This window comes from Vibrio sp. CCB-PB317 (assembly GCF_022808245.1).
In the GTDB taxonomy this organism is placed as follows: domain Bacteria; phylum Pseudomonadota; class Gammaproteobacteria; order Enterobacterales; family Vibrionaceae; genus Vibrio; species Vibrio diabolicus.
The window spans coordinates 925,144-943,608 of record NZ_JALGNU010000003.1; the positions used below are offsets into that span (position 1 = coordinate 925,144).

General features: G+C 44.3%; 16 protein-coding genes. 10 read left to right on the forward strand and 6 right to left on the reverse strand.

Going from position 1 to position 18,465, the window contains the following annotated elements:
* Positions 1 to 73 precede the first annotated feature (73 nt).
* The 6 genes from MTR11_RS21455 to MTR11_RS21480 all read left to right on the forward strand — a co-directional run bounded on the left by MTR11_RS21455 (position 74) and on the right by MTR11_RS21480 (position 6,076).
* Positions 74 to 478, forward strand: a complete 405-nt coding sequence (locus MTR11_RS21455; RefSeq protein ID WP_005394736.1) for a hypothetical protein — start codon at positions 74 to 76, stop codon at positions 476 to 478.
* Positions 479 to 892: 414 nt separating this feature from the next.
* Complete coding sequence (locus tag MTR11_RS21460) at positions 893 to 1,984, forward strand: TRAP transporter substrate-binding protein (protein WP_005394734.1); 1,092 nt, start codon at positions 893 to 895, stop codon at positions 1,982 to 1,984.
* A gap of 115 nt (positions 1,985 to 2,099) precedes the next feature.
* Positions 2,100 to 2,639 (forward strand): TRAP transporter small permease subunit, encoded by a 540-nt coding sequence (locus MTR11_RS21465; RefSeq protein ID WP_012841642.1) that lies wholly within the window; start codon positions 2,100 to 2,102, stop codon positions 2,637 to 2,639.
* Positions 2,640 to 2,651: 12 nt separating this feature from the next.
* Positions 2,652 to 3,938: a TRAP transporter large permease gene (locus MTR11_RS21470; protein ID WP_005394731.1), complete on the forward strand. Its 1,287-nt coding sequence runs from the start codon at positions 2,652 to 2,654 to the stop codon at positions 3,936 to 3,938.
* Between the two features lie 151 nt (positions 3,939 to 4,089).
* Complete coding sequence (locus tag MTR11_RS21475) at positions 4,090 to 5,445, forward strand: cache domain-containing protein (protein ID WP_243328356.1); 1,356 nt, start codon at positions 4,090 to 4,092, stop codon at positions 5,443 to 5,445.
* A complete protein-coding gene (locus MTR11_RS21480) occupies positions 5,438 to 6,076 on the forward strand; it encodes a response regulator (RefSeq protein ID WP_005394727.1) in 639 nt (212 codons plus the stop codon). The genes MTR11_RS21475 and MTR11_RS21480 overlap by 8 nt, the downstream gene beginning before the upstream one ends.
* Before the next feature lie 40 nt (positions 6,077 to 6,116).
* Here MTR11_RS21480 and MTR11_RS21485 read toward each other — a convergent pair whose 3' ends face one another.
* Positions 6,117 to 6,593 (reverse strand): MarR family winged helix-turn-helix transcriptional regulator, encoded by a 477-nt coding sequence (locus tag MTR11_RS21485; protein ID WP_031780419.1) that lies wholly within the window; start codon positions 6,591 to 6,593, stop codon positions 6,117 to 6,119.
* A gap of 387 nt (positions 6,594 to 6,980) precedes the next feature.
* On the opposite strand from MTR11_RS21485, the gene MTR11_RS21490 reads away from it, so the two are divergent.
* Positions 6,981 to 8,552: a BCCT family transporter gene (locus MTR11_RS21490; RefSeq protein ID WP_005394723.1), complete on the forward strand. Its 1,572-nt coding sequence runs from the start codon at positions 6,981 to 6,983 to the stop codon at positions 8,550 to 8,552.
* Positions 8,553 to 8,782: 230 nt separating this feature from the next.
* Complete coding sequence (locus MTR11_RS21495) at positions 8,783 to 10,666, forward strand: methyl-accepting chemotaxis protein (protein WP_012841645.1); 1,884 nt, start codon at positions 8,783 to 8,785, stop codon at positions 10,664 to 10,666.
* A 70-nt stretch (positions 10,667 to 10,736) separates the two neighbouring features.
* Here MTR11_RS21495 and MTR11_RS21500 read toward each other — a convergent pair whose 3' ends face one another.
* Together MTR11_RS21500 and MTR11_RS21505 are read right to left on the reverse strand one after the other, a co-directional pair.
* Positions 10,737 to 11,456, reverse strand: a complete 720-nt coding sequence (locus MTR11_RS21500) for a 3'-5' exonuclease (RefSeq protein WP_080936826.1) — start codon at positions 11,454 to 11,456, stop codon at positions 10,737 to 10,739.
* 8 nt (positions 11,457 to 11,464) lie between these two features.
* Positions 11,465 to 13,354 (reverse strand): DUF294 nucleotidyltransferase-like domain-containing protein, encoded by a 1,890-nt coding sequence (locus MTR11_RS21505; protein WP_005396868.1) that lies wholly within the window; start codon positions 13,352 to 13,354, stop codon positions 11,465 to 11,467.
* A gap of 318 nt (positions 13,355 to 13,672) precedes the next feature.
* On the opposite strand from MTR11_RS21505, the gene MTR11_RS21510 reads away from it, so the two are divergent.
* Entirely contained in the window at positions 13,673 to 14,314 is a 642-nt protein-coding gene (locus MTR11_RS21510) for an outer membrane beta-barrel protein (protein WP_243328357.1), read from the forward strand.
* An 87-nt stretch (positions 14,315 to 14,401) separates the two neighbouring features.
* Here the strand turns inward: MTR11_RS21510 and MTR11_RS21515 are convergent, their stop codons facing one another.
* The 3 genes from MTR11_RS21515 to MTR11_RS21525 form a co-directional block, all read right to left on the reverse strand.
* On the reverse strand, positions 14,402 to 15,592 hold the full coding sequence (locus tag MTR11_RS21515) for an amino acid aminotransferase (protein ID WP_012841647.1): 1,191 nt from the start codon (positions 15,590 to 15,592) through the stop codon (positions 14,402 to 14,404).
* A gap of 331 nt (positions 15,593 to 15,923) precedes the next feature.
* Entirely contained in the window at positions 15,924 to 16,223 is a 300-nt protein-coding gene (locus tag MTR11_RS21520) for a hypothetical protein (RefSeq protein ID WP_005396873.1), read from the reverse strand.
* A 245-nt stretch (positions 16,224 to 16,468) separates the two neighbouring features.
* Positions 16,469 to 16,699: a hypothetical protein gene (locus tag MTR11_RS21525; protein WP_005396877.1), complete on the reverse strand. Its 231-nt coding sequence runs from the start codon at positions 16,697 to 16,699 to the stop codon at positions 16,469 to 16,471.
* 259 nt (positions 16,700 to 16,958) lie between these two features.
* Between MTR11_RS21525 and MTR11_RS21530 the strand changes: the two genes are divergently transcribed.
* Complete coding sequence (locus tag MTR11_RS21530; RefSeq protein ID WP_243328358.1) at positions 16,959 to 18,380, forward strand: PLP-dependent aminotransferase family protein; 1,422 nt, start codon at positions 16,959 to 16,961, stop codon at positions 18,378 to 18,380.
* The last annotated feature ends 85 nt before the right edge of the window (positions 18,381 to 18,465 follow it).

Here is an 18,465-nt window from a genome sequence, read left to right on the forward strand (position 1 = left end):
TTGTGAATTTTGGTATAAAACGCGCTTCAAATTTTCATCCCTGCTGAGATGCAGTGAACTGGAGAAATATTCAATGAGACTTGCTCATAAGCGTAAAGTGCAGATGAAACTGCAAAAACGCATTAAAGCGACAGTAGCAAACTTAGCTGCAGCACCTAAAGCAGTGAAGCCTGTTGCCGAAAAAGCAGTAGCACCTTCTGTTGCTGAAAAAGCTGTTGCGGAGAAAGTAGTAGCTGAGAAAAAAGTAGCTGCAGTGAAAACAGTTGATGTTGCCCTTACTCCTAAGCAACAACAAGTATTAGACATCGTTGTAGCAAATGCTGAAGGTATCAACCCTAAAGGCATTGGTCTAGCTGCAGGTCAAGAAGATACTAAAGCGGCATCATGGGCTACTGGCGCACTGAAGAAGCTTCTTGAAGAAAACCTAGTTCAAAAAGAGCAGTTAGCAGGTAACAAAGTTATCTACAAAGCAGTTTAATTACCGCTACCGTTCTAGCTTGAATACCTCGGCCAATGCCGGGGTATTTTTTTATCTTCGTATTGAAAATAATCTATTAGGAATTGATTTTAACGCTGCCAATAAGTGCTTTGTCACATTTTCTTAAATACTATGTAAATTTTTTGGCAGAGAAGTACGTACGTATCATTTTTCTTTTTGCCTCGTTACAGGAAAAGTAACTCATTAATTTTATGATAGTTAAACTTGTCGCATAACGGCTGTCCTACGTAGTTATACGTAATACCTAAGGCTAATGTCTTATTGATGAATTACTCGCTTCCGTGTTCATGCCCATTTCGCATTCGACAACATTGTTACATCTTTTATACCGAATACAGCCAATCCTAATGAAATGGATGACAACAATAACCTTGGTGATAAAGGACGTGAACGATGAGTCTAATCCAAAAATCTTTAAAACGAGTGCTCAAAACAACCGCTGTCGTTGCCGCGATGACATTCGTTGTGACTTCTGCAAATGCTGCTGAAAAAGTCTATCGTTTAAAGCTTGCTGAAACTTGGGGACCTAACTTCCCTATTTTTGGTGATGCGACAAAAAACATGGCAAAAATGGCAGAGGAGATGTCCAACGGGCGTCTGCAAATCCGTATTGATTCCGCAAACAAGCACAAAGCGCCTTTTGGGGTGTTTGATATGGTTAAGTCTGGTCAATACGACATGGGCCACTCGGCGTCTTACTACTGGAAGGGCAAGGTTCCAAACACACTTTACTTCACTTCTATGCCTTTCGGTATGTTACCAACTGAGCAGTATGCGTGGTTTTACTACGGCGGTGGTATGGAGCTGATGGAGAAGGTGTACTCTCCACATAATTTGATGTCTTTCCCTGGCGGTAATACCGATACTCAGATGGGCGGGTGGTTCCAGAAAGAGATCAAGTCCGTCGAGGATTTGCAGGGTTTGAAAATGCGTATCCCAGGTTTTGCTGGTGAGATCTTGGCAGAGCTAGGTGCAAAACCAACGAATATCGCCCCTGGTGAACTATATACCTCTCTAGAGCGTCGCACAATTGATGCCTTGGAGTGGGTTGGTCCATCATTGGACTTGCGCATGGGCTTCCACAAAATCGCGCCATACTACTACACAGGTTGGCATGAGCCAGCAACTGAGCTTCAGTTCCTTGTTAATAAGCGTACTTGGAACCGTCTACCTGATGATCTAAAAGCGATTTTACAAGTAGCAATGAAAACCGCCGCTTACGATATGTACACGCAATCGAAACACGAAAGTGGCAAAAACTGGGCATCTATCAAATCTGAATACCCAAATGTTGAAGTCAAAGACTTCCCGCCTGAAGTAGTGGCTGCGTTGCGAGAAGCAAACGATCGTTTGTTGAAAGAGCACGCAGAAAAAGATGCTTTGGCGAAAGAGATTCAAGAGTCGCAAGCGAACTACATGAATCAAGTTCGACCTTGGTCAGACATTTCACACCGAGCTTACTTAAACAGTCAAGCTCAACAATAACGTTATGACGCAGGCGACGCCGAGAGGTTTAGCCTGCGAACGAAGCCCAAGAAAACTTCATAATGAATGCTCCGCACCATAGCGGAGCGTATCCAAACGTTCCACGGAGTTCGGAATGAGAAGTCTTATTTATATTGAGCGATTATTTAACCGCTTTAGCGATTTTCTCGGATGGTTGTCCAGCATCCTGTTTATTTTATTGTTGGTGAATGTGGTTTACGACGTTGTGATGCGATATGTATTCAACGATGTATCCATTGCATTCCAAGAAATGGAATGGCATCTATTCTCCGCCGTATTTCTGCTTGGTGTGCCTTACGCGATTAAGTCTGGTGGCCATGTTCGCGTCGACATTTTCTATGAACGCTTATCATACAAAGCACAATCCATCATCGACATCATAGGCACGCTATTTTTCTTATTCCCTTTTTGCCTACTGGTGGCTTGGTTTGGTATCGATTTCGCCAAAGAAAGTTACGCGCTAGGCGAGACGTCTGGTGATCCAGGCGGATTGCCATATCGTTGGATCATCAAAGCGATGATTCCGCTGTCATTTTTCTTTATGGCAGTCAGTGGCATTGGACTGCTGCTGCATTCGATCAACAAGATTGTTAACCCTCATCTTATCTATGCCGGTAATAACGGTAAGTCGTAAAAGGAAGTCATTATGATCGGTATAGTGATGTTTTTTGTCGCGCTCTTTGCGCTTTTATTGGGATTCCCCGTTGCCTTTACTTTTGGCGGTATTGCACTGATTTTTGGTGTTTGGGCTGAAGGCATCGAGATGTTTGCTTTCATGCCATATCGTATTCAATCCATTATGGAAAATACGGTGCTAATGGCCGTACCATTGTTTGTCTTCATGGGACTAGTACTTCAGAAGACGAAGCTTGCAGAGCAACTGCTTGAGTCGATGGGACGTCTGTTTGGCGGCGTCCGTGGTGGTATTGCTATTTCGACAGTATTAGTTGGCGCACTACTTGCCGCGTCAACGGGCGTAGTCGGCGCATCGGTTGTTGCGATGGGGCTGATCTCACTCCCTGTGATGCTTAAATACAATTACGACAAAGGCTTGGCGTGCGGGACTATTTGTGCGTCTGGTACCTTGGGACAAATTATTCCACCTTCTATCGTGTTGATCTTGTTAGGGGATGTACTCGGCGTTCCGGTCGGGGACTTATTCCAAGCTGCGATTTGGCCCGGTATTACACTTGTTGGCGCCTATGTGATCTACATTCTTATTTACGCAAAGTTGAACCCTCAAGCCGCACAGGCGATAGAGCGCGATGAGTCGATCAGTCGAAAGCAAGAAGTGTTCACCGCGCTGAAAGCCGTTTTACCGCCACTGGCACTGATCATTGTGGTATTGGGCTCCATCTTTGCAGGGATTGCAACGCCAACAGAGTCAGCGGCTCTGGGCGGCGCTGGTGCGATAGTTCTGTCGTTACTGTATAAGCAGTTTAGTTGGTCGATGATTTATGATGCATCGAAAGAAACCGTTAAAGTAACCGCAATGGTCTTTGCTATTTTGCTAGGGGCAACCGCCTTCTCAATGGCATTTACCTACACTGGCGGTGATTATCTAGTCGAAGAGTGGATGTTAGAACTGCCGGGTGAAAAGTGGGGCTTCCTCATCATTACCATGGTGGTGATTCTGATTTTAGGCTTCTTTATCGACTTCGTTGAAATCTGCTTTATCATCGTGCCAATTATTGCGCCGGTCGCTGAGTTGATGGGTATCAACATGACGTGGTTTGCGATTCTTATCGCAATGAACTTACAGACATCATTCCTAACACCGCCATTTGGTTTTAGTTTGTTCTATCTAAAAGGCGTCGCACCAGCAGGTGTCACTACGCGAGATATTTACAAAGGTGTGATGCCGTTTATCGCGATTCAAATTGTCGTGTTGGCTTCTTTGCTGTTTTTCCCAGGCTTTTATGGCATGAGTTGATCACTCGATAATAAAAGAGATTTTGTGAACTGAGAGTTTTTACCTTTTGAGACAAGTTGTTAAGCTGCTATTTATGTCTAGGCGGACGAAGTCGAGTTATTTGTGCTGCTAAGATAGTGAGCTGTAAAGCAGCGTTTCATGGAGGAAAGGGATGCCTCTCAAAGCAAAGTTAATTCTGCTGACATTGATACCCGTGGTATTGGTGTCAGCGAGTATCAGTTGGATTTCTATCTATCAAACCAAGACTCTTGGCAAAAGGGAGGTAGAGATCTTTCATCAAAACCTGATCCAATCAAAAGAGGCGGCGCTCAAAGACACGGTCGACGTCGCCTTTGACTCCATTTCTTATATCTACAACGATCCAACCTTAGAAGAGAGCGTTGCTAAAACACGCGTGAAAGCGATTTTAAACCGTTTAAGCTACGGAGCAGACGGCTACTTTTTTGCTTACGATAAATACGGCACCAACCTTGTACATCCTGTTCTTCCAGAGCTAGTCGGGGAGAACTTACTCTATCTTAAAGACGAGAATGGCGATCGTCTAATTGAAGCTTTGTTGTATCAAGCTCAATCAGGTGGCGGATTTCATCAGTACCTGTGGCAAAAGCCATCTACGGGTGAAGTCGTCCCAAAGCTTAGCTACGCCGCATGGCTCGATAAGTGGGAATGGATGATAGGGACAGGGCTCTATATTGAGGACGTCAGTCAAGAAGTCGCCAATATGCGTGCTGCGGTGAACAAAAATATCGAAACGACTTTTTTCTCGGTCGTCGTGATCTTAGCGGTGACCGTTGCTGTAATTATCGTTCTCACTTTGGCGATCAATCTGCATGAACACCGTCTTGCCGATAAAAACCTTAAAGAGCTGGCACATAAAACCGTCATGTTTCAAGAGGATGAGAAAAAACATCTAGCGAGAGAGTTGCATGATGGAATCAACCAGTTGTTAGTTTCTAGTAAATGTCATTTGGATTTAATGAGTCATAGACTGGAAGACGAAAAACTCAAATCCCACTTAGACAAATCGCAACGCTCATTGGTCACCGCGATAAATGAAGTAAGGCATATTTCTCATCAACTTCGCCCTAGCGCCCTTGATGATATCGGCTTAGAGGCGGCACTGACCACTTTACTGCAAGACTTTCACTCTCACTCTGGGATTGATATAGAAAGTAATTTTGATACTCAGCAGTACAAACTGACGTCGGAGGTCGCGACGACCTTGTATCGTGTTGCTCAAGAGTCTTTGAACAACATCGAAAAACACGCAAGAGCGAAAAAAGTGACGGTTACTTTGCAAAAAATGGGCAATATGCTGCAATTACTCATACGTGACGACGGTGTTGGCTTTGTGGTTAACCAAGCAGTGCACCAACAAGGGATTGGGTTAAGGAACATGCAAGAGCGTGTAGAGTTCATTGGTGGTGAGTTTGAACTGATGAGTGAGCTTGGTTTAGGAACAGAGATTACCGTGCTGCTTAATTTGGATGAATTAGTTTATGGATAAACCGATTAGTGTGGTGATTGTTGATGATCATCAAGTGGTCTTAGATGGCTTCATGGCTCGCTTGGAGTTAGAGCCTGATATTGAAGTGGTCGGTACGGCAAGCAATGGGCTGGAAGCGATTGAAGTCGCAAAGCACCTTCAGCCTGATGTCATCTTGATGGACATTAGCATGCCGATAATGAACGGTATTGAAGCGACAGGGGTAATTAAAGAAGAGCGACCAGAAAGCAAAATACTTATGCTGACCATGCACGATAACCGTGAATACATCATGAAGGTCATGCAAGCTGGCGCAGTAGGGTACATGCTCAAGGAAATCTCGGCCGAGAAAATGGTGCAAGCAATAAAAACGGTGAATCAAGGTTCAACGTATTTCTGCGAGTCTGTCACACAAACGCTTTTTACCCAAGAGGTGGTGCCAGCCACTCAAAAAACGAATCCACTTAGCCGCAGGGAAGAAGCGGTGCTTAAATTAGTCGCTCAAGGAAACAGCAGTAAGAAAATCGCCACACTACTTAACATTAGCTACCGAACGGTAGAGACGCATCGCCACAACATTAAGCACAAGTTGGATTTACATTCGACGGCGGAGCTAGCGAAATATGCGTTTGAAACAGGGTTAACGGAGTAGGAGAGTAGTGCCCGCAAAAAGCGAGCACGTGAGAGCGAAATTAATCGACTTTTGTAATGCTGCCAAGCTCGAGCATTGGAGCGACATCGATATCCTCTGCATTCATCATTGTTGAGATGCGTTGAACGGAAGATAGCAGCAGAGACTGCTCCCATTCTTCCAATTTTTGGAATCGATTAATGAAGTGTTCCTGCAATGGCGTTGGTGCTTGCTTTAGGGCTTCTTGGCCTTTGCTCGTAAGTACTGCATGCACTTTACGCTTGTCTTGAACACTGCGTTGACGCTCAACAAACTGGCCTCGTTCTAGTCTATCTAGAATGGTCGTTGCGGTCGCTTGGCTCATGTTAGTGTGGCTAGACAACTGTTTAATCGTTACGTTATCTAACTCATTGATAGCACGCATCAAAATCAACTGTGGAGCGGTCAATCCAGACTCTTTGCTCAGCTTTTTAGAATGTAAATCAATAGCGCGGATGATCTGACGAATCGAGACCAATACTTCTTCGTACTTTTCCAATTTATTCATCCAGTCTGTAGGGAACATTTATCGAGGCGACACTAACTTAAATGCGCCCTTATTTAAAGGGGTGGAATCAAAAATTACCACTACAATTTTAAGTAGTGTCTCCAATTTCATTTTGTCGCGTCGTGTAGACAAAATAAGAAGACCTAAAATTATTATAGCAATAAATGTTTGTGGTCTAACTATTGCGCTAGTGGTTTATCCTTTTAAAGGCGGAAATTGCTGAGTGAAAAGTAAGTTATTGGATTTTTTCATAGCAAAAAGATAGACAAAAACGTGTCAAATGATAGGATCTTGCGCCTTCACGGAATGTAAAACGTATCGTGTTCGAAAGATTTTTTTGTTTGGTACGTAAAAACAGTACAAAAATAGAGAGGAACGATGACAAAGGGTATAGATAAGTACAGTATCGATAGTACCGACTATACGGTAGGTCAAGACAACGTTCAAAAATGGGGTTTTGATGTTCATAACCCAGTTTTTGGTATTAGTGCAGGTTTAATTGCGCTGTTTCTTGTCGCTGCATTAGTTCTAGATGCACATACCGCAAAGACGGCACTTGATGGGCTGAAATGGAAGATCATTGGTTCATTCGATTGGTTGTTCATTATTGCAGGTAATATTTTCGTTATTTTCTGTTTGGCACTTATCGTTTCGCCAATGGGTAAAATCCGCTTAGGTGGTAAAGACGCTGTTGCCGATTACTCGTTCATGTCATGGCTTGCAATGCTATTTGCGGCTGGTATGGGTATCGGTTTAATGTTCTGGAGTGTCGCAGAACCTGTCGCTTACTTCACTGGTTGGTATGAAACGCCACTCGGTGTTGAAGCAAATACACCAGAAGCAGCGAGATTGGCACTGGGTGCGACGATGTTCCACTGGGGTCTTCACCCATGGGCAATTTACGGTGTTGTAGCACTTTCTTTAGCATTCTTTGCCTACAACAAAGGATTACCGCTGTCTATGCGCTCGATCTTCTACCCACTTCTGGGTGATCGCGCGTGGGGCTGGGCTGGTCATATCGTGGATATCTTGGCCGTTCTTGCGACCTTGTTTGGTCTTGCAACGTCACTGGGCTTAGGTGCACAACAAGCGGCAAGTGGTATTCATCACGTATTTGGTGTTGAGCCAGGCCTTGGCCTACAAATCGTCGTCATTACCGTTGTAACTTTGCTTGCTGTTGTTTCAGTGGTACGTGGTATTGATGGTGGCGTTAAGGTCATTAGTAACATCAACATGGTTGTGGCGTTCTTGCTACTGATTCTTGTTGGTCTTATCGGTTGGGCGGCGAGTTTAGGCTCGATTCCAACCACACTTATGGCATACGTAGAGAATATTATTCCGCTAAGTAACCCGTTTGGTCGTACAGATGAGGCATGGTTCCAAGGCTGGACAGTATTCTACTGGGCTTGGTGGATTTCATGGTCACCATTCGTAGGTATGTTCATTGCGCGTGTTTCTCGCGGTCGTACCGTTCGCGAATTCATTACTGCCGTTCTACTGGTTCCAACCGCTGTTACGGTTGTTTGGATGTCAGTATTTGGTGGTCTAGCGATCGAGCAAGTTGTTGATAAAGTAGGTGAGTTGGGCACGAATGGTTTGACTGACGTTTCACTTGCTATGTTCCAAATGTTCGATGTTCTTCCATTTGGTAGCATGCTTTCAATCATTGCTGTTGTGTTGGTACTTGTGTTCTTCATCACGTCTTCTGACTCTGGTTCACTTGTTATCGACAGCATCACAGCGGGCGGTAAAGTCGACGCTCCTGTACTTCAACGTGTTTTCTGGGCATTTATGGAAGGTGCAATTGCGGTTGCTCTACTGTGGATTGGTGGCTCAGAAGCAGTTCAAGCGCTTCAGGCAGGTGCAATTTCTACAGCACTACCGTTTACCTTCATTCTGCTTGCAATGTGTGTGAGCTTATTGATGGGTATGAGAACAGAACGTCAATAATTCAGGCATTTTATAAATCTGTCTGAGTAACAAGTAATCAAAAGGCCAGCATTTTGCTGGCTTTTTTTGTGCGGTTTTTATGACGGTGAGACAAAAAAATGACACATGAAAGTTCATATTTTACAAAGAGTTAATGTGCTATTTTGTTTTTTAAAAATTAGTGAATAGTCGTGAAAAAGTGTGTAATATTCACACACCTTAACTGTTCTCCCAACTCAAAAACTATAAATATGAAATTATCATTAAAACAAAAGCTTATTGGCGCAAGCCTTTCTGCTGTTGTTGTGATGGCAACAGCACTTACTTGGTTGTCGGCTGGTCAATTATTTGATCAGACTCGTTCAGGTGTCTATTCACGTGCGCAAAGTCTAAGTACTACTGCGTCAGAAGGAATTTCTGATTGGGTCAATATCCGTAAAGATATTGCTACCGCATTCAACGACTACTCGACAGAGCAAGACGTTGTCCCTTTCCTACAACAAGCTCGCAAGGCTGGTGGCTTTGATGACATCTTCCTTGGTACACCAAACGGTGATATGTATCGCTCTCACCCTGAACGTAACCGTGCTGATTACGACCCTCGTACTCGTCCTTGGTACAAAGATGCTAACGCCGCAGGTAAGCAGATCATCACAGCTGCATATCAAGATGCAATCACTAACGCGCTGCTTGTAACCATTGCTGAGCCAGTAATGAAAAATGGTCAGTTTGTTGGTGTTGTTGGTGCAGATGTACTGATCGATCAGCTCATCAGCGACGTGATTAACCTAGATGCAGGTGAAAACGCGCATGCGATGTTAATCGATATGAACGAAGGTACGTTCCTAGCGCATCCTGATAAAAGCTTAACGCTTAAGCCTATCACCAGTGTTCTAAAAGACTTTTCAGAAGAGGCAATCGAGCGCGCTGCAGATGAAGGTCGTATCGAAGATACGGTAATCAAAGGCAAAGAGAAGCTTTACTACTTTAATAAAGTACCTGGCACGCATTGGATGTTCGCGATTGAAATGGATCGCGCAACGGAAGAAGCAGGGCATGCGGTATTGCTACGTGACCTATTGATCACTGCAGTGATGATCACCATTGTGGTTATTCTTGCGGTATCTTGGTTGGTTGGTTTCTTGTTCCGTGACTTGAGCCGCGTATCAAATGCACTTGAGGAAATTGCATCTGGTGAAGGTGACTTAACGCAACGACTAGAACCACGCAGTGATGATGAAGTCGGTAAACTGGCTGAAAACTTCAACCGCTTTGTTGGCAACATGCACACGATGGTGACCAAGCTTAGCCACGTATCATCTGCGCTTTCAGAGCAAGCACGCACGACGGCACAGCAAGCTGAAGAGCGTAGTCAGCGTATCTCTTACCAGCAAGATGAGATCAACATGGTGGCGACGGCTGTGAACGAAATGGCTGCAGCGACACAAGAAATTGCAGGTAATGCAGATAGCACGGCAAGTAACTCAGAGGAAGCGGTTCAAGCTTGTTCACACGGTTCTAGCCAAGTGACTCAGACGCAAGGTTCTATCCAGAACTTGGCGCAAGAAGTTCAAGTTGCCACTGATGTGATTCAAGAGCTAGAAGCACACGGAAATAGTATCAATACGATTCTATCAACGATTCAAGGTATTGCTGAGCAAACTAACCTACTTGCACTTAACGCGGCAATTGAAGCAGCACGTGCAGGTGAACAAGGCCGTGGCTTTGCTGTGGTTGCGGATGAAGTTCGCGTATTGAGCCAACGCACTCATGCTTCAACGCAAGAGATTCAAGAAACTATCGAGATGCTACAGGGCACAACAGCGAAAGCGGTTGGCATCATGGGTGATAGCCGTCGTCTGGCTGACACCAGTGTTGATGATGCAAACGCGGCTGCAGCGAGCTTGACGCAAATCCATACTGCTGTTGAGCGTATCAGTGACATGGCAACGCAGATTGCATCGGCGGCAGAAGAGCAAGCATCGGTAACAACCGAGATCACGCGTAATACTGAAGGCATTCGTGACGTTTCTAACGAGCTGTCGGTAGAAGCTCATCAAGCAGCAGAACAAGCTGCCCACCTATCTGAGCTTTCACACGAATTAGAGCAAGAGATTCAACGCTTTAAGCTGTAATCGGATACCGACCTAAATAAAAAGGAGCCATTTGGCTCCTTTTTTGATCGCTTATTAAGCTAGCAAGACGTTATAGCCAGAACTCACTGATCGGTTGGTCTTCGCTATAATGATGGGCGATTTGTGCTTGTAGCAGTTCTGCCGTAGCAATTGCATCGGTTAATGCATGGTGAGGGGTATAGTCTGGCAGACCATAACGGCGTCGAGATTGCGCTAGCCGAACCGATTCTGGCTTTTTCCCTTTTAAACGCTCCCAGAGTGAGCCAGAGCGTTTCTGTTGAATGGTTTCTTCAAGATGCAGCGTATCTATCACTGGAAACTCAATTCCTTCCCCTAAACGGCTTTTGAGTGCTTTATCCAGAAATTCTCTCTCGATACGACGATAATGCACAACAATGATTTTTCCGCTTAAGCATGGTAGTAGCTCGCTTAAGATGTCGCCCAAGTCAGGTGCATCGATCAATTCACTGTGAGTAATACCATGTATGATTACCGAGTCTTCATCGAGTGCTCGCTGCGGGCGAACTTTCCAATGACGTGAATTGCGCAAAAAAATCCGCTTCAAGTTAAACGGCACTAAACCAATGGTAATGATGTCATGTTTCTCGGGATTCAACCCCGTCGTTTCGAAATCTAGCGCGACGAACTCCACCTCAGACAGGGGGGTCTCTGGTGCAGGTGGTTTATTGCTATAAAACGCAATTAAATTCTCATCTTTAGCCATCTCCAACTTTTGTTCAAATTTCGTTGGCCACTGAATGGTTGGCTTCTGAAAGAGCTTTTTGATCATGTTCAACCTCACTTAAAGCTCTTATTCGCTTGGTAGCGGAACTTAAGGAAGTTCTGACCATTGCTTAGGATTTGGAAAGCATCTTTTAGGTTGCGACGTTCAAATTCAGAGAGATTTTCTGGTTCGATATTGTTATCTGGGTCAATGCCTAATTCCACGTCCGTCGCTTGGTGACGAATACGCACCATGGAAATAAACTCTAGTGCGTCTTTTAAGTCTTGTGCACGACCTTTTGGCAAAATGCCAGCATCAATGATGTCGTCGAGACGCTCAAACGAGTTCTGTGCACGTGATCCAACCGCTAGAGAGTGAACGCGAATTAAGTCGACCAGAGGAGCCGTACCGCGACGTTTGAGGTTGATGGAGTTGTTGTGTCTGCCATCTTTCTCCATCACAAAGTCTTTAAAAAAGCCAAGTGGCGGCGTTCGGTTAAGTGCGTTACGAGCCAGACAGGCTAAGAAGCGATTGTTTTTACGCGCACGACGAACAATAAAGCTGGTTAATTGTTCTGCCCATTTTAAGCGACCGTAAACGCCATCCAAATCGAAAAAGATGGACGCGTTGAGTAGCGCTTTCGGGTTCGGGTTATCAATCCAGTCAGCGAAGCACTCTTCCCACTCTGAACGAGTCATGCGCCATAATGGGTTGGTTGCCATAATATCGCCCGTACAATACTTGTAGCCACAGGCATCTAATCCATCACTGACATATTTCGCTAAAGCTTCGAAGTACTTACCATGTTTCTCTTCTTGGTAGGTCTCATCTAGAATGATGGCGTTATCTTGGTCAGTCACCAACAGTTGCTCATCACGTCCCATTGAGCCAAGTGCAAGGAAACAATAAGGAATTGGTGGTGGGCCAAGCTCTTCTTCAGCCATTTCTAACAGACGTTGTTTGAAGCTTCGACCAATCACGGACATCGCACTGCCCACCATGTGTGAGTTGGCATCTTCGTTGACCAGGCGTACAAAGCTGCTTTTTACTTCTTCAGCAACAACTGCCAAATCTTCGATGGTCTGTTGTTGGAAAATGCTGCTCACCAATAAGAGCGAGTTTTGTGATTCATAACGAACAATGTCGGTTGTTTCGATAATACCAATAGGTAATTGGTTTTTAACCACAGGCAGATGGTGCACGTTGTAACGCAGCATGGTTAACATTGCTTCATAGATGTAGGCATTGTGATCAAGAGACATGACTTCAGTGGTCATCACACTTGATACATCGTCCTGTGGAGACAAGCCTTCGGCCAACACACGGGTACACAAGTCACGGTCAGTAATAATACCAAGCACCGGAGACTGTGGGTCATCTTCGTCACGAACGAAATCTGGATCGACGATAAGTAGAGCAGATACGTTGTCATTCGCCATCTGCTGCGCGGCTTGTTGGATTGTCTGTCCTCGGTCAATCGTATGAGCATCGCCAGTCAGCAAGGTTTTCACTTTCGATGTCGTCAGGTCATTGGCATCTTTGTTTTCTGAAATGGCTTGGCGTAAACGAGCACTATTTTCCACTTCGACAAAGTCTGCAAAGGAATCAAAGTTGTCGTATATTTCTTGGAAAACGTCACCAGGAATACAGTAGAGCAGAGTATCTTCAATGGCTTTTACCGGAAAGCGTACTTTGTTGTTGGTTAGCATTCCCATCTGGCCAAATAGGTCACCTTCATCAAGACGGTTATAAAGCTCTCCTTTGCGTCGATAAACTTCTACGACCCCGCTTCGCACCACGTAGAGATCTTGGATATAGTCTCCAAAATGGATGATTGGGGTATCTTCTCGGTAGTACGAGATCTCGACGCTCTCTGTCACCTTGTTTAGTGTTTCTTCAGGGAGTTCATTGAACGGGGGGTACTTGGCGAGAAAGTTATAAATCTCGAGAAGTTCTGCATCCATCGAAGGTGCCTTTTAGTTCGCAAATAATAAAGTAATCTTAACTTAGTTTTAAAACAGAGTCTTATCTGAACCGTGATTTTCGTACTCAGTCATAAGATTCTGACATATCGCACGATAAGGAATCGGCATTTCTACTACTATATAGTCACTTAAAAGGTGAGCGGACGTGGTCGACATATTTTGGGCCAATGCTTGATTTAGAGGCATAGCAGATTTCAAATCGTTACCGCGTCTGTAAACTAAGTTATTCTTGTTGAACTAAGCCACTCAAGGTGATTTTGGGGCGGTGTTTAAATAATTCTCATGAAAGGAAGTCGAATGGTGAGAAGTTTATTGCTTGCGTCTTTAGCTGCTTTGCCAGCAGCAACTAGCGCGGCGGTCATGGACCAAGCAGAAAAATTTGGGTATGAACACATTCACCTGGATGTGGGTGCCGGAACCACAAATGAAGAGTGGTTAGATAATTCGAACGCGACCACAATTGGGCTCGGTGGTAATTACTTATTTACTGAGAACTGGTTGTTTAATGTCGATTACTCGGCGCAGTTTTTCCATCCGGACGACTTTACTCTTCGCATTGACCGTTTGTTGTTTGGTGGTGGTTATCGTTATGGGATTACGGATCAATTCGATATCTACGGTAAATATGGAATAGGTGCAATCAAAGCGAAAGCGACGGACGACAAAACGGATAATACGTTATCTTCAGATAGCGAATTGCTTCAAGCCGTCACCGTTGGGGTGAATTACTTATTCAGTGAACAACTTATTGCGACGGCCGAGGTGGAAGTTAACCGCAGTGATATCGTCGATGAGAACAATTTTAAGATAGGTTTTAACTACCAGTGGCATGATGTTATTGGTACCGGTCTTTTTTATCAGTTTAGAGATACCGATTACAGCGGTGAAAGCTCTGATTATGTCAATGAAGTGGGGCTGAGTTTGAAGTTTGTCTACTAGCGGACCGGTTCATTTATTGGCAATAAATAAAAACAAAAAGGTCAGCTTATGCTGACCTTTTCTTTTAATAAAGTATGCGACTATCGATTATAAAACCGCTGCAATGCCTTTACATAGAGGACCCATATTTGACTTCGTCATACCAGCAACACTGATTCGGCCTGAACCGACGATGTAAATACCGAACTCTTCTTTCAGACGGTTTACTTGCTCTTTAGATAGGCCAGAGAAAGAGAACATACCATTTTGACGTTCGATGAAGCTAAAGTCTGCGTCCACACCTTCTGATTTTAGTGTCGCTACAAATAGTTCACGCATCTCTTGGATACGGTCACGCATTTCTGCTACTTCAGCTTCCCATTCCGCACGCATTTCGGCATTGCCAAGAATGTGAGTCACGACCGCGCTGCCGTGCGCTGGTGGGTTAGAGTAGATAGAGCGAATAATGGCTTTAACTTGCGAGAATGCGGTTGTTGCGACTTCTTCTGATTCCGCTACTAACGTGAAGGCACCAACGCGTTCGTTGTATAGGCCAAAGTTTTTCGAGAAAGAGCTCGCGACTAGGATTTCTTTGTTGTACTTAGCAAAAGTACGAAGACCCGCCGCATCCTCTTCCACACCTTTAGCAAAGCCTTGGTATGCGAAGTCAAATAGAGGAAGCAATTTCTTCTCTGCAACTAGTTTCGCTAATGTTTCCCATTCTTCAGCAGTTGGGTCGATACCTGTAGGGTTGTGGCAGCAGCCGTGTAGAAGCACGATGTCACCTTCAGATGCAGATTGCAGATCGTTTAGCATTGCATCGAAGTCTTTGTCTTTTGTTTCAGCGTTGTAGTAGCTGTATTGTGCCGTTTCGATACCAGCGGCAGTAAATACGCCGTTGTGGTTTGCCCAAGTAGGATTGCTGATCCAGATTTTTACATCGCCAAGTTGGCGTTTAATGAACTCACCAGCAACACGTAATGCACCAGTACCACCTGGAGCTTGAGCTGTTTTAGCGCGTTTTTCGTTTACAATTTCTGCATCAGAGCCGAAAAGCAGTTTTTGTACTGCAATGCCATACTCTGCTGTGCCTTCGATAGTTAGGTAAGATTTGGTTTTTTCAGTTTCAACAAGTGCTGCTTCAGCTTTCTTTACTGTTGCAAGAACGGGGGTTTCGCCTTGCTCGTTTTTGTAAATACCTACGCCAAGGTTAATTTTGTCTGCGCGAGTATCTTTTTTAAACTCTTCAGTAAGGCCAAGAATAGGGTCAGCCGGAGCGGCAACTACTTTTTCAAACATAATCTTCATCCATGTTAATCGAAGGGGTGTGCTAACATTTATACCTTTCAGCAATATTGGTTACAACCGTTACTGAAAAGAAAACCTAAAAAAGTTGCGATTTGAAACAGAATTCTAACATAACTAAAGTTTTTGCCATGAAAACGTTTGGTAGGCACAGAGTTTGAAGGGGATTTATACCATGGTTGATGAAGTTTTGTTCACGTACCAATCGTTTGACTTGAGTGCTTTGTATTAGTGATTTACGTGGAGTGGCGGTTACTAGTTGAGACAAAAACGCCCCACTAAAGGTGGAGCGTTTGCTTGTAAGAAGTATAGATGTTGGCTGATGTTATTTCTTCAGATCGATTTCAGACTCAACCGCATTGGTTTCGATGTCTGGGTTAGAAGAAAGCTTCTCAGTCGCCCAGTCGTTCATATGCTTTAAGATTGCTTTTAACGCGTGCTTCTCTGTTGGGACTTCCGCTTTTTCGACTTCAAGCTTTTGTTTCGGGTGTGTGCCCGTCGCATCTTCCGCTACGTGTAGCCAATCTGGGTGCCAATAATAAGGTTGGCCGGAAGGTGAACTCCAAGAATGTACGCCGTTGGATTCACCTTTGTATTTAATGTCTTCTTCGTTGTATTTCGCCATTATTGTTTTCTCTCATAATCCATGAGTTGAGGTGTGCATCACCATTACTATCTAAATGTAACAGATGTAATGAAAATTAATGTGATAACTATCGACTTATTTTGTCATTCGATAGCTACAGACGATGCGTACTTCTCATTCAGAAGAATTTATTATTTGGCAGGTTTTGGCTTTATCTGCGTTTAAAGCATACGACGATGGATTCGCCTGCCTAACGCTATTCTTGAACGGTGATAGAGCCTAAACTACTCGTCATTCAAGTGTTTGAGAATCGCCGCTTTTGCATGCTCTTCTGTTGCGGCCTCTCCGTCAGGGACTTCAAGGTCAGCCTTTTTGTGTTCACCCAAAGCATCTTCAGCGATATGCAACCAATCAGGATGCCAGTAATAAGGGGTTGTGCCGCCAGGATGGTCCCAGCTATGTACACCTTTATGTTTCCCGCGATAAGAGAGATCGTCCATTGTAAATACTTTCATCGCTTCCTCCCGGCTTAAAAGATAGATGTCTAAGTGGATTTAACACTCTCAGCTCCGTGGAATGCCTTGCTTTTCGGACAAGGCAAAGATTTAAGACCACTCGGACGTATCAGTAAAAGTATGGAACATAAATTCTCACTTCGTCGTCGAAATTGCTATTAACAAGCTTGATAAATTACGTTGCTAAATTGACTACTGCCATATCAGAATGCTGGCGCGAAGTATGCTATGGTGCAGCTGCAAGTGAAATGAGGGATACATGAATCGATACCGTCAATTGGCCGAATTGTTTAAGGCACAAATTCAGCAAGATACTTGGAGAGCAGGGGAGAAGCTGCCTTCAATACGCGTCACCAGCCGCAATCATTCCGTAAGTGCAGGTACGGTATTACAAGCCTATCAATTGCTAGAGGCGCAAGGCTGGGTGATAGCAAAGCCTCAATCTGGTTACTATGTGACTGCCGATCTTGAACGTCTCACTAATACGAATGGAATTAAAAGCAACAATACACCATGTACCAAGTTGAATGATGAGTTGTATTCGTTTTTGAAGCACCAAGCAACATCGGATGTTGTTCATTTAGGCTCGGCGTTTCCGGATCCGTGTTTGTTTCCTTTAGAGTCGCTTAACCGTAATTTGGCCAGCTCGGGACGAAAAATGGGGCCGGATAAGTTGCTAGACAACCTACCTCCTGGTGCTGAGTCGTTAAGGCGACTCGTCGCTCAGAGGTATATTCATCATGGGATATCACTAACCCATGATGATGTGGTTATTACTTCCGGTGCGCTAGAAGCATTAAACTTGAGTTTGCAAGCGGTCACCCGACCAGGTGATACCGTCGTTGTCGAATCCCCAACGTTTTATGGCGCACTTCAAGCGGTAGAACGTTTAGGTCTCAAGGCTATTGAAATCAGTGTCGATGATGAGAGTGGGCATTCGCTTGAACAAATCGAAGCAGCTTTTGCCAATGAAGATGTTCGGGCTTGTTGGTTAATGACGAACTTTCATAATCCAACCGGGGCTTCTTTGTCTGATGAACACAAACGATACATTGTTGAGTTAGCCAATCGATATGATGTGTATCTCATCGAAGACGATGTGTACTCTGAGCTGTATTTTTCTGACAAAAGGCCGAACTCATTAAAGACCTTTGATGAGCAAGAGCGTGTCCTTCATTGTGGTTCTTTTTCTAAGAGTTTATGCCCTGGATATCGCTTGGGTTGGGTGGTGAATAAGCGTTTTAACGAGACTATTCAAAAGCTCCAGTTAATATCGACATTGTCTGGGAGTGCCCCTATTCAGCAGGGGGTTGCACATTACTTACAAAACGACAGTTACGACAACCACCTGAGAAAGCTGCGTAAGACACTGCAACACCGTCAAGCTGACTTCGTGGATTTACTCGCAAAGCACATACCTAAAGAGGTTACCTATCAACGTCCTGATGGTGGTTACTTTCTTTGGCTGAAATTGCCAGATGGAATATCAAGTAAAGCGGTATATCAAGCACTATTGTCTGAGCAGGTTACTGTCGCTTATGGCAAACTCTTTTCGATAAGTGATCAATACGAAAACTATTTAAGACTGAATACATCGCTTCCTTTAGAAACGAGTTTAGAACTTGCTATCAAAAGGTTAGGTGATTTGCTTCGCGAATTACTCAGAATTGAAACTCATTAAACTGCTTAGTGTTTTTTTGCTCCAACTGTATCAGCGCCATTTTTGCAAATTGTGCTTCAATCATTATTCAGGTCGAAAGACCTTG